The organism is Gordonia jinghuaiqii (assembly GCF_014041935.1).
In the GTDB taxonomy this organism is placed as follows: domain Bacteria; phylum Actinomycetota; class Actinomycetes; order Mycobacteriales; family Mycobacteriaceae; genus Gordonia; species Gordonia jinghuaiqii.
Window position 1 is genome coordinate 3,766,413 of the sequence record NZ_CP059491.1, and the last position, 22,965, is coordinate 3,789,377.

Genomic DNA, 22,965 nt, shown 5'->3' on the forward strand with positions numbered 1-22,965 from the left:
CGACGGCGCCTTTCGGCACGCCTCCTCCGGCGTCGGCGGCGCCGGGGACATACGGCAGGATGGACGGGTGGCAGCACTCAACACGCACGTCTTCGGCAGCGGTCCCACGGTTCTCGCCGTCCACGGCCTCACCGGGCACGGCTTGCGCTGGGCCGCGATGGCCGAGCATCTGGGCGACGTCCGCATCGTGGCGCCCGACCTCATCGGACACGGCCGGTCCCCGTGGCGGCCGCCGTGGAGTATCGAACATCACGTGCGCGCCCTGTCCGAGGTCATCGACACCCACATCCCGGTCGAGGCCCAGCCGATCGTCGTGGTGGGCCACTCGTTCGGCGGGGCGCTGGCCCTGCATCTGGCCAACCAGCGTCCGGACGCGGTCAAGGGCCTCGTGCTCCTCGACCCCGCACAGGGCCTCGATCCCGAGTTCGCCCTCGAGGTCGCCACCGACAGTCTCGACAACTGGGACTACGCGAACGCCGACGCGGCGCGTTCGGCGAAACGGGCCGAGGGGTGGGCCGCCGTACCCGACGCGGTTCTGGAAGCCGAACTCGCCGAACACCTCATCCCCCGGCCCCACGGGCGGGTCGGCTGGCGGGTCAGCGCACCCGCGGCCGCGGCGTCGTGGAGCGAGATGGCCCGGCCCGCGGTGTTGCCGCCGCCCGGGACCCCGACGCACATCGTCGTGGCCGATCAGGTCCAGCCGCCTTTCGTGCGGCCCGCGTTCCTGGAGGCGTGCGCGAGCGAACGCGGCGACGACGTCACCATCCATCACGCCGACTGCGCCCACATGGTGCCCTTCCTGGAGCCCGGGCTCTGCGCGTCGCTGATCCGGTCGCTGCTCTAGAAGCGGGGCTCGACGATGGCTGCGATCACCGAGGGGGAGGTCGAGATCGTGCGTGCGCTGGTCGCGGCGATCCCCGTCGGGCAGGTGAGCACGTACGGCGACCTGGCCACCGCGGCCGGGCTGTCGAGTCCGCGGATCGTGGGCTGGATCATGCGCACCGACACCGCGGATCTGCCGTGGCACCGGGTGGTCCCGGCCAGTGGCCGTCCGGCACCGCATCTGGCGACACGCCAGCTCGAACGGCTTGCCGCAGAAGGAGTTCCGATCACCGACGGACGCATCCGGTTGCGCGAGTGCCGGTGGACGCCACCATCTGACCGGTGACCGGGTCAGGCCGGGTCAGACCCCGGCCCGGCGACGGTACGGGCTGATCGCCGCACGCATCCGGGTGACGATCAGGTCGACGATGCGGGGGTCCGGGCCGAGTGGCGCCGCCACCAGATCGGCGCCATAGGTCTGCAGACGCTGGTGGAACAGGCCCGGGGCCAACAGATGACTGGCCACCACGACGCGCCGTCCGGTGCGTCGTGCGCGCTCGATCGCCTCCGGCACCGAGGGCTGCGCGGTGGTGATGAACCCGACCTCCACCCGGCCGCCGATGAGCGACTCGAGCTGTCGGGCGGCGAGATGAACCTGACCGCAGGCACTTTCGTCCGACGAGCCGGCCGCCGCGAGCACCACCGCGTCGCCCGGTTCCCAGCCGGCCTCCGCCAGACGCAGCCGGGCCACCGCCGCGATCGACGGGTCGGGGCCGAGCGCCCGGGTCACGACCGTGTCGGACCTGCCGGCCCGGGCGACGTGTTCGGGAATGTCCTTGCGGACGTGATAGCCCGACGCGAGAAAGGCCGGCACCAGCACGGCGGGCCGCTCGAGATCGGCGATCACCTCACTCGGCGTCGGCCCCAGGACGTCGACGAATGCGGTGCGCGTGACACCCACGCGTCGGCTGACCGCCTCGGCGATCTCGGCGATCACGTTGACGCCGTGCGGATTTCGCGTTCCATGAGCCACCAGGACCGGACTGACCTCGCGCAGCCGGTCACCGTGGGGAAGTCGTACATCATTGTCGCCCATGATGATTGTCTCTTCCTCTCACTCGTCTGCGTCTCACTCGCCTGCGTCTCACTCGTCTGCGGCGTCGTATTCGAGGTCGACGGCCAGGCGGTACCCACGTTTGACGACCGTCTGCACCATCTTCGAATCAGCCAGCGCCGCGCGGAGTCGCGCGACGGCGACCTCCACCGCGTGGGTGTCCGAGCTGTCGCCGGGCAGGCCGGTCAGCAGCTCCTGCCGCGCCACCACCCGCCCCGGGTTGCGGGCGAGCATCTTCAGCAGCAGCAGACTCGTCGACGACATCTCCTTCAGCTCGCCGTCGACGACCACGGCCTGACCGCGAATGGCGGTGTCGTGACCGGCGACTCGCAGGACGTGTGTCCGTCGTGGCAGCTCCTCGGTGATCAGTCGCGCGAGCGCCCCGAGCCGGAACCGCCGCGGATAGATCGTCGGGATCTGCAGCGCCTCCAATGGACTGGCCGTCACCGACCCGACACACATCACCGGCACCGCGGTACGCATCGCGTGCACGAACTGTTGCAGCTTGCCCAGCTCCTTGGCGCGGGTCAGGATCGACGCCGCCGCCGGCGCACTGGTGAAGGTGATCGCGTCGAGGTCACCGCGCAGGACCGACGAGATCATCTTGTCGATACGGGCCACGTCCGGGTGCATGTTCCAGCGGTACACCGGGATCGGCACGACCTGGGCACCCGCGGCGCGCAGCACCGTGCAGAAGTCCGGCAGCGGTTCCCATTCGCTGGTGGCACCGTGGAGCTGGACCGCGATCCGGACGCCCTCGACACCTTCGGCCAGCAGCCGGTCCAACACCTCCGAGGACGACTCGCTCTCCGGCGACCACTCCTCCCGGAGGCCCGCGGCCCGGATCGCACCCTTGGCCTTGGGCCCGCGCGCGATGAGCCTGCTCTGGGTCAGGGACTTCAGCACGTCCTCGGCGTTGCCCCAGCCGTCGGCGGCCTCCACCCATCCGCGGAAACCGATACCGGTGGTCGCCACCATGACCTCGGGCGGGTTCTCGATGATCTCGGCGGTCACCCGCTCGAGCTCGGTGTCGTCGACGAGCGGAAGGATGCGGATGGTCGGCGCGTGCACGACCTGCGCGCCGCGTCGTTCCAGCAGTACGGCGAACTCCTCGGCTCGACGCGCCGCGGTGATCCCGATGGTGAAACCGTTCAGCGGCAACGCATCGGCCTCAGGGGTGTCGGTCCCGGGAGTTGTGGTGGCGTTCACGCGGGAAAGAACACCTCGACGGTCCGGTTGACGACGCGCACGCCATAGCTGGGCACCGACATCGACTCGTCGTCGAGGCAGATCCCGGTGCGCAGCGCGAACACCTGTTTGCCGAGCGGCGAGGCGACGGTGGGCTCGCCGGCGCGGTCGCCGGTGAGGCCGCGGGAGAGCACCGCGGCGCGGCCGAACGGATCGATGTTGCCGATCGAGTAGAGGCGCGAACGCCCGGGTGCCGCCTCCCGGTCCGTTTCGGCCGCGGGGAGGCGGAACAGTGCGGCCTGCACCCCGCCCGGACCGAGCACGGCGACACCACGCCCGACGATCAGGTCGTCGATCGGGCACGCGGCAACCCAGGTGCCGTCCCGGACCGGGGAACTGCCGGTCCCTTCGGGTGCGGTCTCCTCGGGTGCGGTCTCTTCGGGTGCGGTCTCTTCGGGTGCGATGGTCATGTCGGCACTCCTTCCTTCACCGGCTCGGCGGCCGCCGCCTCCGGGGCGGCACCCGGACGTACCTGCGGCATGTCCAGCAGCACCGGAACCTTACGGTCGTATTCGGCGAAGCGGATGGTCGGGTCGGCCACGTCGGGCGCGTTCACGAACGACACGAACCGTTTCAGCTTGTCCTCGTCGGCGAGCACCGCCGCCCACTCGTCCCGATAACCAGCGACGTGTCTGGCCATCGCGTCCTCGAGCTCGGCGGCCAGCCCCAGGCTGTCATCACACACAACCGCCCTGAGGTGATCGAGGCCGCCTTCGAGAGACTCCAGCCACGGGGCCGTGCGCTGCAGTCGGTCAGCGGTGCGGATGTAGAACATCAGGTACCGATCAATGTAGGCGAGGAGGGTCTCGTCATCCACTCCACTGGCGAGCAGCTGCGCATGCTTGGGACTCTGGCCACCGTTGCCTGCGACGTAGAGGTTCCAGCCGTGCTCGGTGGCGATCACGCCGACGTCCTTGCCGCGGGCCTCCGCGCACTCACGCGCACAACCCGACACCCCGAACTTGATCTTGTGCGGCGACCGCAGACCGCGATAGCGCTTCTCCAGCAGCACCGCCATGCCGACCGAGTCCTGCACGCCGTAGCGGCACCACGTGGACCCCACGCAACTCTTCACCGTCCGCAGGCTCTTGCCGTAGGCCTGTCCCGACTCCATCCCGGCGTCGACGAGCCGCCGCCAGATCTCGGGGAGCTGGTCCACGCGCGCACCGAACAGGTCGATGCGCTGCCCGCCGGTGATCTTGGTGTACAGCCCGTAGTCGCGTGCGATCTCGCCGATCACGATCAGCTGCTCGGGTGTGACCTCGCCGCCCGGCATGCGCGGCACCACCGAGTAGGAACCGTTCTTCTGCATGTTCGCCAGGAAGTGGTCGTTGGTGTCCTGCAGGGCCGCCTGCTCGCCGTCGAGGATGTGGTCGCTCGACGTCGACGCCAGGATCGACGCGACGGTCGGCTTGCAGATCTCGCAACCCTGCCCGCTGCCGTATCGCTCGACGAGCTCGGAGAAGGTGCGGATGCCGGTGACCGCGACGATCTCGAACAGTTCGGCGCGGGACTGCGCGAAGTGATCACACAGCGACTTGCTCAGTTCGACGCCCGATGCGGCCAGCAGCTGCTTGATGCTCGGCAGGCAGCCACCGCAGGTGGTGCCCGCGCAGGTCTGCTTCTTGATGTCGGCGATCTCGCACGCGCCGGCGGCGATCGCCGAGCAGATCGTGCCCTTGGACACCCCGTTGCACGAGCAGATCTCGGCGTCGTCGGGCAGTGCATCCATGCCGACGCCGGAACCCCCCTCCGGTGCGATCAGCGCGGCCGGGTCGCCGGGGACCTCGCGGCCGACCATCGGTTTGAGCATGGCGTAGGCCGATGCGTCGCCGACCAGGATGCCGCCGAGCAGGGTCTTCGCGTCGTCGCTGAGGACCACCTTGGCGTAGCGGCCCGCCACGGCGTCGTGATAGGTGATCTCGAGCGCGTTCTCGGTGGCGCCGAAGGCGTCGCCGAAGCTGGCGACGTCGACGCCGAGGAGCTTGAGCTTGGTCGACATGTCGGCTCCGGGGAACACCGAGGTCCCGCCGAGCAGCCGGTCGGCCACCACCTCGGCCGTCGAATAGCCGGGGGCGACCAGTCCGTAGCACCGGCCGCCCACGGCGGCGACCTCACCGATGGCGTAGATGTTCGCATCGTCGGTGACGCAGCTGTCGTCGACGAGCACACCGCCGCGCTCCCCGACCGCCAGACCCGCGTCGCGCGCCAGTTGATCGCGCGGACGCACGCCCGCGGAGAACACCACCAGCGACGCGTCGATCGTCGACTCGTCGGACAGTGTCACGCGTAGCCCGCCGTTCTCGGCGTCGGCGATCTCGGAGGTACCCACCCCGGTGTGCACCGTGAGCCCGAGGTCGGTCACCAGGTTCTCGAGGACGGCGCCACCACCCGCGTCGACCTGCATCGGCATGAGACGCGGGGCGAACTCCACCACGTGGGGGGTCATCCCCATCAGTTTGAGCGCGTTGGCGGCCTCGAGTCCGAGGAGTCCGCCGCCGACCACCACCCCCACCGCACCCGGTCCGGCTGCGTCGGCGGCCGTCCGGATGTCGTCGAGGTCGTCGAGGGTCCGGTACACGAAGCACCTGCTGTTGTCGTGACCGGGAACCGGCGGCACGAAGGCATAGGAGCCGGTGGCCAGAACCAGTGCGTCATAGCCGATCTCGCGACCGGTCGAGGTCACGACGCGCTTGCCCGCGCGGTCGATCTCGGTGACGGTCTCCCCGACGCGGGTGACGACGAGATCGTCACCGTCGTAGGTGTTGCCGTCCAGCGCGAGTGAATCGCGTTGCCAGGCACCGACGTAGGAGGACAATCCCACCCGGTCATAGGCCGGGTCGGGCTCCTCGCAGACGATCTCGACGCGCCACCGGTTCTCGACGTCCCGCTCGCGGATCGACTGCACGAAGCGGTGTCCGACCATTCCGTGACCGACCACGACAACGGTGTTGGCGCCCGTGTTGGTTTCGCTGCTCACTGCTCTTGACTCCCTTGCCTCGCCTGCGCCCGCCGGGGGTCAGGCCAGCGCTTCCTTGGTTGCCGGCTCGTCGGTGCTGCCGGGTGTGGTGGTGTTCTCGGGTGTGGTGGTCTTCGCGCCGGCAGGCTGGTCGGCAACCGGCAGATCTGTTGTCTCGGCGATGACGATCGGGCGCCGCGCGTAGAACCACCACGTGACGACTGCGGCCACCAGGTAGAAGGTGAGGAACACCCAGAACGCTTGCGTCGCAGACTGGTTCGACTTGTAGCTGGAACGCAGGACCAGGTTGATGCCCACGCCGCCGAGGCCCCCGGCCGCACCGGCGATACCGATGAGGGCTCCGGACATGCTGCGCGACCACTTGGCCTTGGCCACCGAGTTGAGACCCGTGATCGACTGGGCCTTGTGCTCCCAGATGGTCGGGATGATCTTGTACACCGAACCGTTGGCGACCCCGGAGATCAGGAACAGCAGGATGAACCCGACGATGAAGGCCGCGAGGACGCCGCCGGTGATGACCTTGCCGTTGGCGTCGGCCGACATCCCGGCGACCACCAGGATCGACGCAGACGCCGCCATCGCGATGAAGCAGTACAGGGTGACCTTGCCACCGCCCACGCGGTCGGCGAGCTTGCCGCCGTACGGTCGCGCGACCGAGCCCAGCAGCGGACCGATCCACGCGATCTGCGCCGCGGCCAAGGCGGGCTTGGACGCGCCGGCGGAGGTGAAACTGATGTTGAGCACCTGGCTGAACGCGAAACCGAAACCGATGAACGAGCCGAAGGTGCCGATGTAGAGCAGGCAGATCAGCCAGGTGTCGCGGTGCCGGAGGCAGTCGATCATCGCCTTGCCGCTGGCGGTCTGGTGATCGAGATTGTCCATGTAGAGCGCCGCACCCACACCCGCGACCGCAAGTGCCACGAGGTAGATCGAACAGACGATCTCGGGCTGGTCGGCGAAGAGCCAGATGACCAGCAGACCGATGACCTGGACCACCGGGACACCGATGTTGCCGCCGCCGGCGTTGAGGCCGAGTGCCCAGCCCTTCAGCCGCTGCGGATAGAAGGCGTTGATGTTGGTCATCGACGAGGCGAAGTTGCCGCCGCCGAAACCGGTGATCGCGGCGACGGCGAGGAACCAGCCGAACCCGAACTCCCCCGGGTTCATCATCAGCATCATCGTCAGACCCGTCGGGATCAGCAGCACGACGGCCGAGAAGATCGCCCAGTTGCGCCCGCCGAACCGTGCGGTCGCCTGGGTGTAGGGGATGCGCAGACAGGAGCCGACGAAGGTCGCGGTCGCGGCGATGACGAACTTCTGGTCCATGCTGATGCCGTATTCCGGGCCCATGAACAGGGCCATCACGGAGAACAGGGACCAGATCGAGAACCCGACGTGTTCGCAGATCACCGACCAGATGAGGTTGCGCTTGGCGACCTCGGCGTTGCCGTTGTCCCAGGCGACCCGGTCTTCGGGGTCCCAGTCGGTGATGGTGTGGTCGCGTTTCAGAAGTGCTGTGAGGTGTGCGAAAGCCAAGGCCCCGCCTCCGATGCTCGGTGGTCTGCGTGATGTCACTGCGCGCGGCAGTGCGGCTGTCGGGTTGTGACGCCGACGCCGGTGTCGTGCGGCTCGAGACCAAGTGTGGAGGGGGCGTGTTGCGCGGATTGTCCGCGAGGTGACCGGACAGTCACGTTGTCCTCACTTCGTTCCGAAGACCGTGTGAGAACCCTGACTATTCCGCCATAACGCTGTGAGCTGCGGTTATACGAGCAAACGTACCAGTTCGACGACACGCTGCAGCCCCGGCAGAGCCCCGGAGGTGGACCGCGGGTGCAGCGCGTGAACTGCCAGCCGGAACATCGTCGCCCGCAGCATCATCTGCGGCCACTCCGGCTGATCCGACCACCGCTGGACCAGTTCGGAGTCCGCGCCGCCCCACGCGAGTGCGTCGACGACCGCGACCGCCGCCGCCCAGGGCGCCGGGCGCCAGTACGGCACGATGTCGGTGATGCCGGGCGCCGCCGCGCCGGCGAACAGGACGGTTCCGAACAGGTCACCGTGGACGACCTGTGACGGCAGATCGACCGGCTTACGAAGCTTCGCAAGGGTTTTCAGCATCTCGACGCTCTGCACGCCGTCCGGCGAGGTCGGCTCGACCATCCCCGCGGCCCGCGCCGAACGCAGTGGCACCTCTTCCCACGCGGCACGGTCGGCCGCGGTGAACACGTCGACGTCGGTGTGCGGCGGCGCGGGCGGCTGCAGCAGGAAGCGCGGCCGTTCGAGGGAGGCGGTGGCGTCGTGGAGACGGTCGGCGACGAGGACCACCTCGTCGTGGCGCGGTTCGGGAGTGCCGGCGATGTAGGTGTCGGCGCGCCAGCCGGAGATCACATAGCGACCGTCGGTCGCGCGGAAGGGCCGGGCGATCCGCATGCCCTCGACGAACAGCGACTCACGGACCGACGCCGACCACGCGGCACGCGCATGATCGGGAACCAACGACAACACGACCTCACCGACGCGCCACCCACCGATCCATGAATCCCCCATGGCAATCGGCGGATGGGCGGTGAGCCCGAACGTGTTCAACACGTGTTCGGGTGGGGCGACGGTATTCACCAGCTCAGATTACCGATCGCCGGTGGCGGAGTCGGTGAGGCACGCGGCGTCGGGTGTCAGTAGACCGGCAGTGTCTTGTCGACCTGGTTGGCCCAGGCGGTCACGCCGCCCTGCACGTGGGTCGCGTCGGCGAAACCGGCGCGCTTGAGCGCCGCGAGAGCCTCCGCCGAACGGATTCCGGTCTTGCAGTACAGGACCGTGGGCCGGTCGTGGGGCACCTTGGCCAGGCCCTCACCGGAGAGGATGTCGCCCTTCGGGACCAGCGTCGCACCGTCGATGTGGACGATGTCCCACTCCACCGGTTCACGGACGTCGATGATCGCGAGCTTCTCCCCCGCGTCGAGCTTCTGCTTGAGCTCCACCGCGGTCAGCGTCGAACCGGCCGCGGCGTCGGCGGCCTCACCGGAGACCACACCGCAGAATTCGTCGTAGTCGATGAGAGCGGCGACCCGCTCACCCTCCGGATCCTTGCGGATCCGAATGGTGCGGTAGGTCATGTCGAGCGCGTCGTACACCATGAGGCGGCCGAGGAGGGTTTCGCCGATACCGCAGATCAGCTTGATGGCCTCGGTGCCCATGATCGAGCCGATCGAGGCGCACAGGATGCCGAGCACGCCGCCCTCGGCGCACGACGGCACCATCCCCGGCGGCGGGGCCTGCGGGTAGAGGTCGCGGTAGTTGAGCCCGCGACCGTCGGGCGCGTCCTCCCAGAACACCGATGCCTGACCCTCGAACCGGTAGATCGATCCCCACACGTACGGCTTGTGCGCGAGGACGGCTGCGTCGTTGACGAGATAGCGCGTCGCGAAGTTGTCGGTGCCGTCGAGAATGAGGTCGTACTGCGAGAACAGCTCGATGGCCCCCTCGGGCTCGAGACGCTGGTCGTGCAGATTGACGGTGACGAACGGGTTGATCTCGAGGATCGAGTCCCGCGCGCTCTCGGCCTTGGGCCGTCCGATGTCGGACTGGCCGTGGATGACCTGGCGCTGCAGATTGGACTCGTCGACGATGTCGAACTCGACGATGCCGATCGTGCCGACGCCTGCCGCGGCGAGATACAGCAATGTGGGCGACCCGAGGCCGCCGGCACCGATCACGAGGACCTTGGCGTTCTTCAGGCGTTTCTGCCCGTCCATCCCCACGTCCGGGATGATCAGGTGGCGGCTGTAGCGGGCCACCTCTTCGTTGCTCAGTTCTGCCGCGGGCTCCACCAGAGGTGGCAGCGATCCGGTGAGCGACCCTTGCGACGACACAACGCCTCCATTGTTCGGGCTGAATACGACTCTTTGCTCAACCATCGAGGCAGCGGCGCCATTCCCCGGGGGCTTCGGCGAGCTCACCGGCAGACGAGGTCAGCGACTGGGGAACGGCCACGGGTTGGGTCGGCACACGAACGTGCGGTTGGCCTTCATCTGGGGGTCGAGGGCCATGATCTGGGAGTTGTCGACGCCGAAGGACTGCTGCATCATCACCGGCGCGAGGGCGCCGTTCTCCCGGCACGGCTCGTGCGACTCGTATCCGATACCGTGGCCCACCTCGTGGTTGATCAGGTACTGCCGGTAGGCGATGTCGTCACCCTGATAGGACAGCGCGCCGCGTACCCAGCGGGCCTCGTTGAGCGTGACGCGCTGCTGCGGCGGGTAGAAACACGAGCTCTCCAGTTTGATCTGGTAGCCGCAGAGTTCGCGCGTGGTGTCGGTCGAGACCAGCGAGATGCGCAGATCCGGCTCCCCGCGGTCGATACGGCGGAAGGTGACCCGTCCGTCGCCGATCCAACTGCGCGGGTTGGCCAGGGTCATGTCGACCATCTTCGCGAAGGTCGGGTCGCCGCCGTAGTCCTGCGGATCGAGACCGTTCTCGACCTCGACGGTGTAGGTGTACTCCTGCCCGCCGGTGCCGACCGGCTTGCCGGCACCTCTCAACACACGGAACGTCTGACGCCCCTTCGCGGTGAACGGGCCGCCCTGAGGCAGTGTGCCCGCGGGTAGCGCGGCGGGCGCGATGTCACCGCTGGGCGCACCGATCGGGCGCGTCTCCTTGTTGATGTCGGTGTTGCGCGCCGCCGAGTCGGGGTTGACCGCCGCGGCCGGCTCCATCGAACTGCTCCGGCCGTCCTGGATCGTCACCACGATCAGGGCGATCGTCAGGATCGAGAGGACGGGGATCGCGTAGGCCCGCCAGCCGTAGGTCGCCACGAAGCGGCCCAGGGCCGATTGCTTCTTGTATCCCGGCTGGGCATCACGGTCGACCCGGGGGCGGCCGCTGTCGTCGGTCGGGTCCCAGCGCGCACGAAGCGGCTGGTCCGGTCTGGGGCGTCCCGACGATCTCGGGCCGACATCCTTGGCACGCACCCGCCCACGATCCAGGCCGGGGCCACCATCCTCTGTGCGGCTCACTGTTCAACTTTCTCACAGCGGACCGCCGATACTGCGCAGGAAGGTCTCCCGAGTACTCTCTTGGGCATGTCGACCGCAACCAACGCGTCCGCCGTACCCGGACGCAGTACGCGCCTGCCGCGCAGCGCACGGCGTATGCAGTTGCTCGACGCGGCCAGTGAGATCTTCGTCGAACGCGGCTACCACGCCGCGGGCATGGATGAGATCGCGGTGCACGCGGGAGTGAGCAAACCCGTTCTGTACCAACACTTCCCGTCGAAACTCGACCTGTATATCGCGGTTGTGGACTCCCATGCCGAAAAGCTCGTCAGCGACGTCAACACCGCCCTGCGGACCACCACCGACAACCGCAAGCGCGTACGCGCCGCGGTGCAGGCATTCTTCGATTTCATCGATCAGGACAACTCCGGATACCGGCTGATCTTCTCCTCCGACGCCTCCGACCCCGCGGTCATCCGACGCGTCGAGGGTGCCACCGAGGCGTGCGTGGACGCCGTGTACGGACTCGTCATGCACGATTCCGGGCTCGATCCATACCGGTCGCGGATGGTCGCCTCGGGCCTCGTCGGCGCCAGCCAGGTCAATGCGCGCTACTGGCTCGAGGCCAAGCGTCCCGTCGACAAGCAGTCCGCCGTGGACACCACGGTCGCGCTTCTCTGGGGCGGACTGTCGCACTTCCCCCGTCAGGGCCCCACGGCCGACGCACCGCAGGCCGCTCCCGAGGCCGCACCGCAGGCCACCCCGGGCACCGACGCCTGAGAGGCGTTCCACGAGAAGGGTCCTCCCACGTCATCGACGTGGGAGGACCCTTTTCGTATGGTCCGGGGTCTCGTGCCCCGACAGGTCAGGAACCGAACCCGACGCGCCTGTTCTCCGATGCACCGACCTCGACGTAGGCGATCTTGGTCACCGGCACGAGGTATCGGGCGCCCTTCTCGTCCACCAGAGACAGCAGCTGCTGCTTGCCGCCCAGTGCCGCCTCGACCTCGGCGAAGGCCTTGTCGCTGGTCAGGGTCGACGCGATGGTCAGCTCCCGCGGGCTGTCGGTGATGCCGATCTTCACTTCCACGGCCATGTGCCGCCTCCTCGGTGTTTCATCAACGCTGGGTCTCAACAACGCTCGGTCTCAACAACGCTTGCCGCACAAGGCTAGTTCAGCCGGGTCCCGGCGTGACAGGCGCTCCGCTGACAGCGAAAACGCCGGGCGGCGACGACCTGCGGAAGACGGACCTCAGACCAGTCCGAGGTCGGTCATCCGCTCGGCGTGTTTGGCGGCGACCGCGTCGAAGAACCCCGCGACCCCGGACAGCGAGGAACCGGAGAAGAGCAGGTCGGTGACCTCTTCCTCGGCCGCGAGCACCCACTGCGCGTGTGTGATGGCCTCGCCGAGGAGGCGCCGGCCCCACAGGATCAGCGCCGACTTGATCGACGGGTCGGCCGCGACCGCGGACCGGACCTGCTCACGGGCGAACTCCGAACTGGCGGTCTGCGACATCACCTCGGCCATCACCGCCTGGGAGTCCGGCGGCAGCACGTCGGCGAGCTCGGCGTAGAAGTCGGCGGCCAGGCCGTCTCCCACGTAGGCCTTGACGAGCGCCTCGTACCAGGTCTTCGGGGTGGTGGCGCGGTGGTACTGGTCGAACACCGACCGGTACCGCTCGACGGCCTCCGCCGCGTCGAGTCCGGTCATCGCCGACACCCGCTCGGCGAGGCGGTCGAAGTGGGCGACCTCGGATGCGGCCATCCGCGCGATCGCGATCCGGCTGGGGACGTCGGGGGCCATCGACGACTCGTCGATCAGGCGGTAGAAGGCGGCGAACTCGCCGGCCAGCAGCACCGCGAACAACTTGCCGATCGCCGAATCCTGCTTCTCGATCGCAGCCACCGGGGTGTCCCCGGCAGGTCGCGGAGTCGACTCGGTGGGGTCGGATGCAGGCGCCATGAGGTGATGGTAGCGGGCTGATCGGATGCACCAAGTACACTCGACTGCGGTGCACTGGACGGGACCCCCCGTCGCTTGCCCGCTGAGCAGCCCGGTTATCGACTGCGCGGCCGGTGCGAGCGTGTGGATGTACTGATCGTTGTTGCCTGCGGGTTCCCCGCGGGCAACCTGCGGGCCATCTCGCCCGACACCCGGTCACATCCGGCGGTGCCACCAGGACAATTGCGCGCGCACTTTCGAGCCTTCCTCGTGCGCGCACCGAAACACACCGCGCGCACAGACGGCCCAGAAAGGCAACAACCGCACATGAGCGATTCCGCCGTGCAGACGACCATCGTCGACGACACCCACACCGCCCCCACCTTCGCCGAACTCGGCGTGGACGAGCGAATCGTCTCGGCTCTCGCCGCAGACGGCAAGACCGAGAGCTTCGCGATCCAGGAACTCACCCTGCCGCTCGCCCTCGAAGGCCATGACCTGATCGGTCAGGCACGTACCGGCATGGGCAAGACCCTCGGATTCGGCATCCCGCTGCTGCACCGCCTCGCCCATGCCGAGACATCGGGCGTGCGCCCGCTCGACAACACCCCGCGCGCGCTGATCATCGTGCCCACCCGCGAACTGTGCGTGCAGGTGACCGGAGACCTCGAGGTCGCGGCCCGCACCACCGACGTCACCCTCGCCGACGGCACCGTCCGTCCGCTGAAGATCACCTCGATCTACGGCGGGCGCCCCTACGAGGCACAGATCTCCGAGCTGCAGTCCGGCGTCGACGTCGTCGTCGGCACCCCGGGCCGCCTCCTCGATCTCGCCAAGCAGGGCCATCTGGTCCTCGGCAAGGTGTCGATCCTGGTGCTCGACGAGGCCGACGAGATGCTCGACCTCGGCTTCCTGCCCGACATCGAGCGCATCATGTCGGCCCTGCCGACACCCCGCCAGACCATGTTGTTCTCGGCGACGATGCCCGGTCCGATCGTGACCCTGGCCCGCACGTTCCTGAACCGGCCGACACACATCCGCGCCGAGAACGCCAACGACTCGGCAGTGCACGACCGCACCGCCCAGTACGCCTACCGGGCCCACGCTCTCGACAAGGCCGAACTCGTCGCCCGCATCCTGCAGGCCGACGGCCGCGGCGCCACGATGATCTTCACCCGCACCAAGCGCACCGCACAGAAGGTCGCCGACGACCTCGCCGAACGCGGGTTCAAGGTGGGTGCGGTGCACGGCGACCTCGGCCAGGTCGCGCGTGAGAAGGCACTCAACAAGTTCCGCGAGGGCTCCATCGACGTGCTGGTCGCCACCGACGTCGCCGCCCGTGGCATCGATGTCGACGACGTCACCCACGTCATCAACTACCAGTGCCCCGACGACGACAAGACCTATGTGCACCGCATCGGCCGCACGGGTCGCGCCGGGCGGACCGGCATCGCGGTGACCCTGGTCGACTGGGACGAGCTGCACCGCTGGGAACTCATCAACAACGCGCTCGGCCTCGGCATCCCCGACCCGCCGGAGACCTACTCGACGTCGGAGAACCTGCGCGACGACATGTCGATCCCGGAGTCGAAGACCGGCCGTATCGTCGCCGCCGCCAGGCCCGAACGCGACAGCAGTGAGAAGCGCGAGTCCCGTCAGGACCGGGCGCCACGCAAGCCTTCCGACCGCACCCGGCGCCGCACGCGCGCCGGTCAGGCCGGCGACGCCGACAGCAGCACCAGCTCCGCCGGCAGCGCGGACAGCAGCGCGGCCCCTGTCTCCGCCGCCCCCGCTTCCGACAGCAGCGAGAGCCCGTCGGACGGCGACACCGGTGAGGGCACCGCGAAGCCGCGCCGTCGCCGCCGCCGTCGTGGTGGCGCCAACCGCGACTCCGCGGCGCCGGAGTCCGCGGGTGCCGACTCGGCAGCCTCGGCCGCTGCCACCGCCGAATGACCACCACCGCCTAGCCGACCGACTCCCCCGGAACCCCGCGTGGCACGAGTCAGACCCGAGCGGCGCCGACCGCGCGATCTCGCGATCACCGCGGTCATCGTCGTACTCGTGGTCGCGGTCGGTCTGATCGCGTGGGTGGTCAGCCCGGTCCGTCAGACGACGAGCGTGCAGGCGCAGGGCACGCCGCCCGGCGTCGAGCAGCCCCAGTCCGTGCCGGCGGCCTTCGTGTTCCGCTGGCAGGCAGACTCCGACGCCACCACCGCCCCGGCCGTCGCCGACTCGGTGATCGTGACCGGCAACGGCGGCGCGGTCGTCGGACACGACCCTGGGACCGGGCGCGAGTTGTGGTCCTACACAAGGGATCTGGACCTGTGCGCGGTGGGTACCGCGTGGACCTCCAGCGTCGACCTCGCCCTGGCCGTCTACCGCAACAGCCGGGGCTGTTCGGAGGTCACCGCACTCGACGCCGCCACCGGAAGCCGCAAGGGTGCCCGGACCAGCGATGCCGACGCCACCCTCGCGCTGGTCAGCGATTCCGGCTACGTCGTCGCGCAGGGGCCCCGCCGAATGGAGACGTGGGGATCGAACCTCGTCCGCGGCATCGAGTACGGCCGCATCGAGGCGGCCGTACGCCCGGAGGACACGCCGCGACGCGCGGACTGCGAACTGTTCTCGTCGGCCGTCTCAGGTGACCGTGTCGCGGTCATCGAGCGGTGTGCCGATGATCCGGGCTACCGGCTGACCGTCCTCGGTGCGGTACTCGGCGACGACGAGCGGGTCGAAGAGTACGGGTCGACCCTCATCACCGGGGACACCAGTGGACCGCCGCCGGTCCTGGTCGCGATGTCCCCGTCGGGGATCGCGGTCTACGACGGTGGCGCGAGTCCCGCCGAACCGCCGACGATCGGCGCCGAGAGCGGACCGGCCATCCGCCGTTTTGACTCCGACGGCGTCGCCGCCGGCACAAACACCGTCGCCGGCGCCGCGACGCCTCCCCCGGGCAGCGTCCCGATCGCGGCCGACGGCATCGTGACGTACTGGACCGGCCGGGCGACGGTGGTGCTCGACGCCACGAGCCTCAAGCCGATCTACCAGGTGCCCGGCACCCTCGGCCCGGGCCAGGTGATGGCCGGTCAGCTGCTGCTGCCGAGCGCGTCGGGGATCAGCGTGCGCGATGTCGCCACCGGTCGCGAGATCCGATCCATCCCGCTCACCCGGAGCGGGCCCGTGGAGTCGGTGGTGAGCCTGCGCGTCATCGGCGACATCGTCGTCGAGCAGCGTGGCCCGACCATCGAGGCCTACGGCCCCGGCTGAGGCCCGCGTACCGCTCCCGGCCCCGGGTGTCTCGAATGGACTCAGGCGCCGAAGGTACGTACCGCTTCGCCGGCGTCCCAGTGCTTCCAGAGGTTCTCCGCGAGCTCGCGATAGGCGATGGCGCCCTTGTTCTTGCGACCGCGCATCACCGATGTCCCGGAGGCGGACGCCTCGGCGAAGCGAACGGTGCGCGGGATCGGCGGATCCAGCACCGGGAGCTCGTAGCGGTCGGACACGTCGGCGAGGACGTCGCGGCTGTGGGTGGTCCGGGCGTCGAAGAGCGTGGCGACGGTACCGAGCATCGTGAGGTTCGGATTGGTGATCTGCTGGACCTCACGGACCGTGCGCAGCAACTGTCCGACGCCGCGGTGGGCCAGGGTCTCGCACTGCAGGGGCACGATGACCTCGTCGGCCGCGGTCAGCCCGTTGAGCGTGAGCACGCCCAGCGAGGGCGGGCAGTCGACGATGATGACGTCGAAATCCTCACCCACCTCGGCGAGCGCCCGCTTGAGCGCGTACTCGCGTCCCGGTCGCATCAGCAACAGGGCCTCGGCACCGGCGAGATCGATGGTGGCGGGTAGCAGGGTGACCTTGTCCTCGGTGTCGAGCAGGACGTCGGCGATCTCCGCGTCGCCCAGGAGCACGTCGTGGACCGAGGATTGCAGCTGGTCGGGATCGTGCCCGAGAGAGAAGGTCAGGCAGCCCTGGGGATCGAGGTCGACGACGAGTACGGACACGTCGAGGTCGGCAAGGGCGGCCCCGAGGGACTCCACCGTGGTGGTCTTGGCGACCCCGCCCTTCTGATTGGCGATCGCGAGGATGCGGGTCATGCGCCCTACTGTACGACCGGTTGCCCCGTGCTCGTCGGATAAGAGTCTGCTGGGGCCGCAGAGTCGCCGGCCGGGGTCAGCTCCCGGGTTCGGGTCCCTCGGCGAGCCACCGCACCGACGCCGGACTGAACAGCATCACCAGCGCGCCGAGCGCGACCAGCGCGAGTGGAACCGCGAGGGCCGACCACCCGCTGGTGAAGAGGTAGTAGGCGACCGGCAGCAGCAGGATCTGCGCCATCATGGCGATCGTGCGACCCCAGCGCCGCCCGGTGAGCAGCGCCAGGCCGCCGAGGAGGACACCTCCACCGATGATGGCGAACCAGGCCGCGGTTCCGTATCCGCTGATCGCGGCTTCCCGGTGGCCGGCGAGACCGCGGATCACCAGGATCACCGCGACCGTGACACCGAGCAGCCCTTCGGCGGTGGTGACGGCGCCGGCGATCTTGATCTGGCGGGGCGTCACCGACGGATCGGTGTCGACCTCGGGGCGGTCCTTCTCCGTGCTCACCGGTCCAGGATATTTGGTGCCGGCGGGGTGACCCCGGCGGGTCCGGGTAGCGGTGCGATTACGCGCGGACCCGTCGGACCCCATATCCTCGGGTGTCGTGCGCGTCATGCTCATCGTCAACCCCTTCGCCACCGCGACCAGTCCGGCGGGTCGCGATGCCCTGGCGCATACCCTCAGCGCACATTTCGACCTCGACGTCGAGCTCACCACCCACCGCGGGCACGCTTTCGAACTCGCGACCCGCGCGGCGGCCGAGGGTTTCGACACCGTCATCGTCCACGGCGGCGACGGTTCGGTGAACGAGGCCGCCAACGGACTGCTGGGCCCGCCGTCGGTCAGCGACCCCACCCGGCAGCGTCCGGCACTCGCCGTGATCCCGGGCGGCAGCGCCAACGTGTTCGCGCGGACGTTGGGTATCGACCCGGACCCGCTCCTGGCGACACAGCAGATCATCTCGCTGCTCGACGCGGGGCGGTGCCGTCGCATCGGCCTCGGTCACACCGACGACCGGTGGTTCCTGTTCAACACCGGCATGGGCATGGACGCCGTGGTGGTGCATGCGATGGAGGACAAACGCCACGCCGGCAAGACCGCCACCCCGGCGCGCTACCTGTGGACCACCGTCACCAGCTTCCTCAAGCAGTCCGGCAGCTCGGCCACCTTCGACGTCGAGATCCCCGGACGCGACCGGATCGTCGGCGCCCGTTTCGGTTTCGTGTCCAACACCAGCCCCTGGACGTATCTCGGCCCGCGGGAGATCCGCACCAACCCCGGCACCGCCTTCGACACCGGGCTCGGGGTGTTCGTGGCCACCTCGACCGGTGTGCTGCGCAACCTGCCGCTGGCAACCCGGTTGCTGACACAGGCGAATCCCAAGGCACGCCACCTCTTTCGCGACGACGACGTCGACGAGGTCCGCTTCGTCGCCGCCGAGCCCATCGACGTGCAGATGGACGGCGACTACATCGGGGCGTTCCGGGACATCCGTTTTCGGCACCGTCGCGACGCCCTCGCGGTCGTCGCACCGCCGGTGGAGATCACCGACATCACGACGTAAGGCAGCGCCGCGTCCGGCAGCGGTGAGGAACGATTCGATCTGCAGTTACCAGCGCGGTACGCGGCCGGCCAGGATGCCGGCACCCACCGCTGCCGCGGTCAGCCGCCTGCGGTCCGGTTCCGGTGGTGTGGATCAACACCGTCGGCGCATGTGGCAAAAAATACTCCCGGCGTCTTTCCACGTCATGGCGATTTTCCGACCCTCAACAGGCGCGACCTGCGGAAACCCATCGACAGCACCGCGGGGGAGCGAGTAGGCTACTACACGGGCATCGAACCTGCTGCCCACACCCCCCGCTGGGTGATCGAGGCCGAAGTGGTAGGGCCTGCGACGTGATGTTGCACACGTGTTAAGGCAAACCCATTGACTTCGGCCGAATTCGTGAAAGTATTCACAAGCAACAGCGCGGAAACATTTGGTGCGCCCGCGTGAACTAAGAGTTACATCCAACAATCATCAGCAAGTGAATCGAGTGGCGCGCGCGAGCGCGCCCGAAGGAGTAGAGGAATGGACTGGCGTCACAAGGCCATCTGTCGCGACGAGGATCCGGAGCTGTTCTTCCCTGTGGGAACCAGCGGCCCGGCCATCGCCCAGGTCGCCGACGCGAAGCTCGTCTGTGCACGGTGCCCCGTCACCGCCGACTGCCTGTCATGGGCTCTCGAGTCCGGCCAGGACGCAGGCGTCTGGGGCGGCATGAGCGAGGACGAGCGACGCGCACTCAAGCGCCGTACCGCACGTACGCGCACCCGGAGCAGCGTCTAGCCCTCGGCAGTCGCCACATCCGGATTCGAAAAAGCCCGGCTACGGCCGGGTTTTTTCGTGCGCAAAAGACATTGTGCGACAGGCATTTTCGTCGACACCCGACATCGACCGACGCCCGCGGGGTCAGGATCGCAGCGGGATGACCACTGCCACTTCGGTACCGGGACCGTCGGGATTGGCGTGGATGTCGAGTTCGCCCGCGAGTTCGATCGACACGAGCGTCTTGACGATCTGCAGCCCGAGATGATCCGAGGTGGCGAGGTCGAAGTGTTCAGGAAGTCCGATACCGTTGTCGCGAACCGCAATTCGCAGGTCGCGCACGTCACGCTCGGCGATGACCGCGATCTCGGCGTCGGCGGGTGGGTCGCCGTCGAAGCCGTGCTCGATCGCGTTCTGGATGAGCTCGGTGAGGACCATCACCAGCGGCATCGCCAGTTCCGCGGTCAGCACCCCGAGACGATCGCGATGACGGACCGTCACCCGCGCCTCCCCCGACGCGACGTCGACCAGGATCGGGACGAGACGATCGACGACCTCGTCGAGGTCGACCTCCTCGTCGACACTGCCCGACAGCAGTTCGTGCACCAGCGCGATGGAGGCCACCCGGCGCACGGCCTCGTTGAGGGCTTCGCGGGCGTCGGTGTTGGAGGTGCGCCGGGCCTGCAACCGCAGCAGCGCCGACACCGACTGCAGGTTGTTCTTGACCCGATGGTGGATCTCGCGGATCGTGGCGTCCTTGCTGATCAATGCACGGTCGCGCCGCTTGACCTCGGTGACGTCGCGGATGAGGACAACCGCACCCGACACCGTTCCGCGCGGACGCAGCGGAACCGCCCGGATCAGTGCGGTCGCGCGTCGTGCGTCGGCCTCGACACGCATGCCGATGTCCCGGTAGGGCCCGGTGGGGATCTCGATCAGGCCGGCCGCCGTGTCGAGCATGAGCGCGACTTCGTCGGCCTCGAACGGCTCGGTGATGAGTTGCTTGACCACATCGGACAGGCGCGTGTGGTTGAGCTCGGCGGTCCAGCCCATGCGATGGAAGGCCGACAGCGCGTTGGGGCTGGTGTAGGTGACCGTGCCGGCGCCGTCGAGCCGGACGAACCCGTCGCCGGCGCGCGGCGTCGACAGTCCTCTCGGGTTGCCCTCCTCGTGCGGGAAGGTGCCGTCGGCGACCATCTGACACAGATCGTCGGCCGAGTCCTGGTAGGCGAGCTCCAGCGGCGAGGGCAGGCGCGGGTGGGTGAGGTCGACGGCTCGGGTGAGAACCGCGATGACCGAGCCCTCGAACCCGACGGGGACGGCTTCCTGGCGCATCGCCGTCGCGCCGAACCAGGTCGGGTCCTCGTCGCGCAGAATACGTTCGGAGCTGAAGGCACGGAGAACCTGCGGATGGACCGTCGTGTCGATGACGCGGCCGACCTCGTCGGTCGGGAAGACCGTCGACGCCGTGTTGGGTCGGCACTGCGCCACCGTGACGACGGCACCGCTGTCGGTACGTACCGACAGCAGGAAGTCGGCGAAGGACAGGTCCGCGAGCAGCTGCCACTCGGCGACGAGGCGTTGCAGGTGTGCCGCGGCCGAGTCGGAGAGCGTCGTGTGCTCGGCCAGGAGATCGGAGAGGGTCGACATTCAGGTCAACGTGGCAGTCGGGGGCATGGGAGTCGGGGGCATGGGAGTCGGGGGCCGACGATGCGCTATTCGAAGACGGCGATGATGTCGCCGGCCTGGATGACGTCGCCGACCTCGACCTTGACCTCGGCGATGGTGCCCGGCTCCTCGGCGAGGACCGGGATCTCCATCTTCATCGACTCGAGCAGCACCAGGGTGTCGCCGACCTCGATCTGCTGCCCCGCGGCGGCGCGCACTTCGAGGACACTCGCGACGATCTCTGCGACAACGTCTTCTGCCATGCACCTAAGTTAGCCCACATCCTCGCGACGGAGGATCGGGTCCCGACCGGGTGATGGCCAGCCGATTTTTGTCCCGTGGCAGAATGCCTGAGACACTGTTATGTCCCGGTCCCGCGGGATGTGCAGTCACAACGGGCCTGTCAGGAGACGACGCCCGCCCCCGCAATGAAGGAGATGCGTCATGGGAAAGCGCGGACGCAAGAAGCGTGCTCGTAAGAAGAACGCTGCCAACCACGGCAAGCGCCCCAACGCCTGATCCTCGCCTCGCGGCGGATCAGACGAGCGAGAACAAGAAAAACGCCCGGGTACGGCCATCTGGCCGCCCGGGCTTTTTCATGCGCGCATCCCCCGCGCGCGTCGGATCTCAGCGATCGGTCTCGGTGGTGTCCTGCACGGCATTTTCCTGCACGGTGGTCTCGTGCACGATGACGGTCTTGCGGATCTCGATCCGCAGCCGGTCACGGAGGCCCTGGGGTGCCTGGTCGCCGCCGCATTTGCGGTTCACGAGCGCCTTGAGCTGCTGCTCGATGCCGTAGTGGGCCAGGCACGAGGGGCAACTGTCGAGATGCCCCTGGAGGCGCTCGCGGGCGTTCTGGTCACACTCGTTGTCGAGCAGGAGCCAGACGTCGGCGATCACCGCCGAGCAGTCGAGCCGGGTGAGTTCGGGATCGATGTCTGTCATCGGACCACCTCCGCACCCGAGGCGCGGGCCGACCGGTTGAAGCCGCGTTCGCGGGCGACGTCGGCGAGCAGCTCACGCAGCTGCCGGCGGCCGCGGTGCAGGCGGGACATGACGGTTCCGATGGGGGTGTCCATGATCTCGGCGATCTCCTTGTACGGCAGGCCTTCCACATCGGCGTAGTACACGGCCATCCGGAAATCCTCGGGAAGCTCTTGCAGTGCCGCCTTGATCTCGTCGTCGGGCAGCGTGTCGAGCGCCTCGATCTCCGCCGACCGCAACCCCTGCGAGGTGTGTTCGGCGGTGGCGGCGATCTGCCAGTCGGAGATCTCGTCGGTGGGGTACTGCGCGGGCTGTCGCTGTTTCTTGCGGTAGCCGTTGATGTAGGTGTTGGTCAGGATCCGGTAGAGCCAGGCCTTGAGGTTGGTGCCCTCCCGGAACGACGCGAAGGCGGTGAACGCCTTGATGTAGGTCTCCTGGACGAGGTCCTCGGCATCGGCCGGATTGCGGGTCATGCGCAGCGCGGCACCGTACATCTGGTCGAGCAGTGGCAATGCGTCACGCTCGAACCGCTCGGTCAGCTGCTCGGGGCTCTCGTTCGGGTCGGCGCGTCGAGGCGCCTTGGTCTCGGCGCCCGGTGACTCGTCGCCGGCTGGCCTGGCTTCGGACACTACGATTCCTTCGATGAGAGGTGTCATGGGAACGTTGCCGGTCAAGCCTACCGATCCCGGCCCGAGCGAGAGGGTCCTCGGTTCGATGCGGTCCGGCAGCTCCAGTACGGCCGATGCGCCCATGCGTGTCTCACCTTCTTCGCGGTATGTCCTGTGTCTTCATTCGTCGCAACCAGTCACAACA

Annotated in this window: 24 protein-coding genes; 8 read left to right on the forward strand and 16 right to left on the reverse strand. The window is 68.5% G+C overall.

What is annotated here, in order from left to right; genetic code table 11:
* Positions 1-67: 67 nt before the first annotated feature.
* Together H1R19_RS16875 and H1R19_RS16880 are read left to right on the forward strand one after the other, a co-directional pair.
* Complete coding sequence (locus H1R19_RS16875) at positions 68-844, forward strand: alpha/beta fold hydrolase (RefSeq protein WP_219849632.1); 777 nt, start codon at positions 68-70, stop codon at positions 842-844.
* A 15-nt stretch (positions 845-859) separates the two neighbouring features.
* Complete coding sequence (locus H1R19_RS16880; protein ID WP_219849633.1) at positions 860-1,168, forward strand: MGMT family protein; 309 nt, start codon at positions 860-862, stop codon at positions 1,166-1,168.
* A 15-nt stretch (positions 1,169-1,183) separates the two neighbouring features.
* On the opposite strand, the gene H1R19_RS16885 is transcribed toward H1R19_RS16880, so the two are convergent.
* The 8 genes from H1R19_RS16885 to H1R19_RS16920 form a co-directional block, all read right to left on the reverse strand.
* On the reverse strand, positions 1,184-1,918 hold the full coding sequence (locus tag H1R19_RS16885) for a sirohydrochlorin chelatase (protein WP_188328568.1): 735 nt from the start codon (positions 1,916-1,918) through the stop codon (positions 1,184-1,186).
* A 48-nt stretch (positions 1,919-1,966) separates the two neighbouring features.
* Complete coding sequence (locus H1R19_RS16890) at positions 1,967-3,145, reverse strand: uroporphyrinogen-III synthase (protein ID WP_188328569.1); 1,179 nt, start codon at positions 3,143-3,145, stop codon at positions 1,967-1,969.
* Complete coding sequence (locus H1R19_RS16895) at positions 3,142-3,594, reverse strand: nitrite reductase small subunit NirD (RefSeq protein WP_219849634.1); 453 nt, start codon at positions 3,592-3,594, stop codon at positions 3,142-3,144. The genes H1R19_RS16890 and H1R19_RS16895 overlap by 4 nt, the downstream gene beginning before the upstream one ends.
* A complete protein-coding gene (nirB, locus tag H1R19_RS16900) occupies positions 3,591-6,164 on the reverse strand; it encodes a nitrite reductase large subunit NirB (RefSeq protein WP_188328570.1) in 2,574 nt (857 codons plus the stop codon). Before nirB ends, H1R19_RS16895 begins: the two co-directional genes overlap by 4 nt.
* Positions 6,165-6,203: 39 nt before the next feature.
* Positions 6,204-7,700, reverse strand: a complete 1,497-nt coding sequence (locus H1R19_RS16905; protein ID WP_219849635.1) for a nitrate/nitrite transporter — start codon at positions 7,698-7,700, stop codon at positions 6,204-6,206.
* Positions 7,701-7,925: 225 nt separating this feature from the next.
* On the reverse strand, positions 7,926-8,780 hold the full coding sequence (locus H1R19_RS16910; RefSeq protein WP_188328572.1) for a TIGR02569 family protein: 855 nt from the start codon (positions 8,778-8,780) through the stop codon (positions 7,926-7,928).
* Between the two features lie 56 nt (positions 8,781-8,836).
* Positions 8,837-10,033 carry an adenylyltransferase/sulfurtransferase MoeZ gene (moeZ, locus tag H1R19_RS16915; RefSeq protein ID WP_219849636.1) on the reverse strand — a complete coding sequence of 399 codons (1,197 nt, stop codon included), beginning with the start codon at positions 10,031-10,033 and terminating at the stop codon, positions 8,837-8,839.
* Between the two features lie 99 nt (positions 10,034-10,132).
* Positions 10,133-11,176: a DUF3152 domain-containing protein gene (locus H1R19_RS16920; RefSeq protein WP_188328574.1), complete on the reverse strand. Its 1,044-nt coding sequence runs from the start codon at positions 11,174-11,176 to the stop codon at positions 10,133-10,135.
* Between the two features lie 66 nt (positions 11,177-11,242).
* Here H1R19_RS16920 and fasR point away from each other — a divergent pair, with 66 nt between their 5' ends.
* Positions 11,243-11,935 (forward strand): HTH-type transcriptional activator FasR, encoded by a 693-nt coding sequence (fasR, locus tag H1R19_RS16925; protein ID WP_244970737.1) that lies wholly within the window; start codon positions 11,243-11,245, stop codon positions 11,933-11,935.
* Between the two features lie 85 nt (positions 11,936-12,020).
* On the opposite strand, the gene H1R19_RS16930 is transcribed toward fasR, so the two are convergent.
* Together H1R19_RS16930 and H1R19_RS16935 are read right to left on the reverse strand one after the other, a co-directional pair.
* Positions 12,021-12,251, reverse strand: a complete 231-nt coding sequence (locus tag H1R19_RS16930; protein ID WP_188328576.1) for a DUF3107 domain-containing protein — start codon at positions 12,249-12,251, stop codon at positions 12,021-12,023.
* A 156-nt stretch (positions 12,252-12,407) separates the two neighbouring features.
* On the reverse strand, positions 12,408-13,118 hold the full coding sequence (locus H1R19_RS16935) for a ferritin-like fold-containing protein (protein ID WP_188328577.1): 711 nt from the start codon (positions 13,116-13,118) through the stop codon (positions 12,408-12,410).
* A 306-nt stretch (positions 13,119-13,424) separates the two neighbouring features.
* Between H1R19_RS16935 and H1R19_RS16940 the strand changes: the two genes are divergently transcribed.
* Both H1R19_RS16940 and H1R19_RS16945 read left to right on the forward strand, forming a co-directional pair.
* Positions 13,425-15,050 (forward strand): DEAD/DEAH box helicase, encoded by a 1,626-nt coding sequence (locus tag H1R19_RS16940; protein ID WP_219849637.1) that lies wholly within the window; start codon positions 13,425-13,427, stop codon positions 15,048-15,050.
* A gap of 39 nt (positions 15,051-15,089) precedes the next feature.
* Positions 15,090-16,364: an Rv3212 family protein gene (locus H1R19_RS16945; protein ID WP_188328579.1), complete on the forward strand. Its 1,275-nt coding sequence runs from the start codon at positions 15,090-15,092 to the stop codon at positions 16,362-16,364.
* Between the two features lie 41 nt (positions 16,365-16,405).
* On the opposite strand, the gene H1R19_RS16950 is transcribed toward H1R19_RS16945, so the two are convergent.
* Positions 16,406-17,194, reverse strand: coding sequence for a ParA family protein (locus H1R19_RS16950; RefSeq protein WP_188328580.1), 789 nt, complete (start codon positions 17,192-17,194; stop codon positions 16,406-16,408).
* Between the two features lie 76 nt (positions 17,195-17,270).
* Entirely contained in the window at positions 17,271-17,702 is a 432-nt protein-coding gene (locus H1R19_RS16955; RefSeq protein ID WP_188328581.1) for a hypothetical protein, read from the reverse strand.
* Between the two features lie 106 nt (positions 17,703-17,808).
* Here H1R19_RS16955 and H1R19_RS16960 point away from each other — a divergent pair, with 106 nt between their 5' ends.
* Together H1R19_RS16960 and H1R19_RS16965 are read left to right on the forward strand one after the other, a co-directional pair.
* Entirely contained in the window at positions 17,809-18,759 is a 951-nt protein-coding gene (locus H1R19_RS16960) for a diacylglycerol/lipid kinase family protein (protein ID WP_219851738.1), read from the forward strand.
* Between the two features lie 507 nt (positions 18,760-19,266).
* Positions 19,267-19,521, forward strand: a complete 255-nt coding sequence (locus tag H1R19_RS16965) for a WhiB family transcriptional regulator (RefSeq protein WP_004023450.1) — start codon at positions 19,267-19,269, stop codon at positions 19,519-19,521.
* A 123-nt stretch (positions 19,522-19,644) separates the two neighbouring features.
* Here H1R19_RS16965 and H1R19_RS16970 read toward each other — a convergent pair whose 3' ends face one another.
* Both H1R19_RS16970 and H1R19_RS16975 read right to left on the reverse strand, forming a co-directional pair.
* Positions 19,645-21,150 (reverse strand): sensor histidine kinase, encoded by a 1,506-nt coding sequence (locus H1R19_RS16970; protein ID WP_188328582.1) that lies wholly within the window; start codon positions 21,148-21,150, stop codon positions 19,645-19,647.
* A 65-nt stretch (positions 21,151-21,215) separates the two neighbouring features.
* Entirely contained in the window at positions 21,216-21,431 is a 216-nt protein-coding gene (locus tag H1R19_RS16975) for a biotin/lipoyl-binding carrier protein (RefSeq protein ID WP_188328583.1), read from the reverse strand.
* A gap of 181 nt (positions 21,432-21,612) precedes the next feature.
* Between H1R19_RS16975 and H1R19_RS23470 the strand changes: the two genes are divergently transcribed.
* Entirely contained in the window at positions 21,613-21,687 is a 75-nt protein-coding gene (locus H1R19_RS23470; protein ID WP_369758845.1) for a 50S ribosomal protein bL37, read from the forward strand.
* 108 nt (positions 21,688-21,795) lie between these two features.
* On the opposite strand, the gene rsrA is transcribed toward H1R19_RS23470, so the two are convergent.
* Positions 21,796-22,113, reverse strand: coding sequence for a mycothiol system anti-sigma-R factor (rsrA, locus tag H1R19_RS16980; protein ID WP_188328584.1), 318 nt, complete (start codon positions 22,111-22,113; stop codon positions 21,796-21,798).
* On the reverse strand, positions 22,110-22,904 hold the full coding sequence (locus H1R19_RS16985; RefSeq protein WP_188328585.1) for a sigma-70 family RNA polymerase sigma factor: 795 nt from the start codon (positions 22,902-22,904) through the stop codon (positions 22,110-22,112). Before H1R19_RS16985 ends, rsrA begins: the two co-directional genes overlap by 4 nt.
* Positions 22,905-22,965 lie beyond the last annotated feature (61 nt).

Excerpts from the sequence above, each read along its gene's own strand:
- H1R19_RS16880 (WP_219849633.1), top strand. The coding sequence starts at position 860 with ATGGCTGCGATCACCGAGGGGGAGGTCGAGATCGTGCGTGCGCTGGTC.
- H1R19_RS16885 (WP_188328568.1), bottom strand. The coding sequence starts at position 1,918 with ATGGGCGACAATGATGTACGACTTCCCCACGGTGACCGGCTGCGCGAG.
- H1R19_RS16895 (WP_219849634.1), bottom strand. The coding sequence starts at position 3,594 with ATGACCATCGCACCCGAAGAGACCGCACCCGAAGAGACCGCACCCGAG.
- fasR (WP_244970737.1), top strand. The coding sequence starts at position 11,243 with ATGTCGACCGCAACCAACGCGTCCGCCGTACCCGGACGCAGTACGCGC.
- H1R19_RS16930 (WP_188328576.1), bottom strand. The coding sequence starts at position 12,251 with ATGGCCGTGGAAGTGAAGATCGGCATCACCGACAGCCCGCGGGAGCTG.
- H1R19_RS16935 (WP_188328577.1), bottom strand. The coding sequence starts at position 13,118 with ATGGCGCCTGCATCCGACCCCACCGAGTCGACTCCGCGACCTGCCGGG.
- H1R19_RS16940 (WP_219849637.1), top strand. The coding sequence starts at position 13,425 with ATGAGCGATTCCGCCGTGCAGACGACCATCGTCGACGACACCCACACC.
- H1R19_RS16950 (WP_188328580.1), bottom strand. The coding sequence starts at position 17,194 with ATGACCCGCATCCTCGCGATCGCCAATCAGAAGGGCGGGGTCGCCAAG.
- H1R19_RS16960 (WP_219851738.1), top strand. The coding sequence starts at position 17,809 with ATGCTCATCGTCAACCCCTTCGCCACCGCGACCAGTCCGGCGGGTCGC.
- H1R19_RS16965 (WP_004023450.1), top strand. The coding sequence starts at position 19,267 with ATGGACTGGCGTCACAAGGCCATCTGTCGCGACGAGGATCCGGAGCTG.
- H1R19_RS16970 (WP_188328582.1), bottom strand. The coding sequence starts at position 21,150 with ATGTCGACCCTCTCCGATCTCCTGGCCGAGCACACGACGCTCTCCGAC.
- H1R19_RS16975 (WP_188328583.1), bottom strand. The coding sequence starts at position 21,431 with ATGGCAGAAGACGTTGTCGCAGAGATCGTCGCGAGTGTCCTCGAAGTG.
- rsrA (WP_188328584.1), bottom strand. The coding sequence starts at position 22,113 with ATGACAGACATCGATCCCGAACTCACCCGGCTCGACTGCTCGGCGGTG.
- H1R19_RS16985 (WP_188328585.1), bottom strand. The coding sequence starts at position 22,904 with ATGGGCGCATCGGCCGTACTGGAGCTGCCGGACCGCATCGAACCGAGG.